Genomic DNA, 202 nt, shown 5'->3' on the forward strand with positions numbered 1-202 from the left:
GCCGCCGCGGCGCCCCTGTCGACGCTGGCCTTCCTCTACATGCTGGAACCCCTGTCCCCGCAGGCCAAGATGACCTTGGGCCTGCCCTTGGCGATGACGGTGCTGATGACCGGCCCCACGCTGGCCCGGGTCGTGGGGCCGTACCTGATCGGCGACGGCGGCATGACAGCGGTCCATGTGACGGGCCTGGGCATGGCGCTGG

At 71.3% G+C, this 202-nt stretch carries 1 pseudogene; it reads left to right on the forward strand.

Annotated elements, in window-relative coordinates:
* Window positions 1–202 (forward strand): annotated as a pseudogene (locus TW83_RS21430) (MFS transporter); the annotation flags it as partial.

It is taken from the genome of Paracoccus sp. S4493 (assembly GCF_000967735.1).
Classification (GTDB): Bacteria; Pseudomonadota; Alphaproteobacteria; order Rhodobacterales; family Rhodobacteraceae; genus Paracoccus; species Paracoccus marcusii.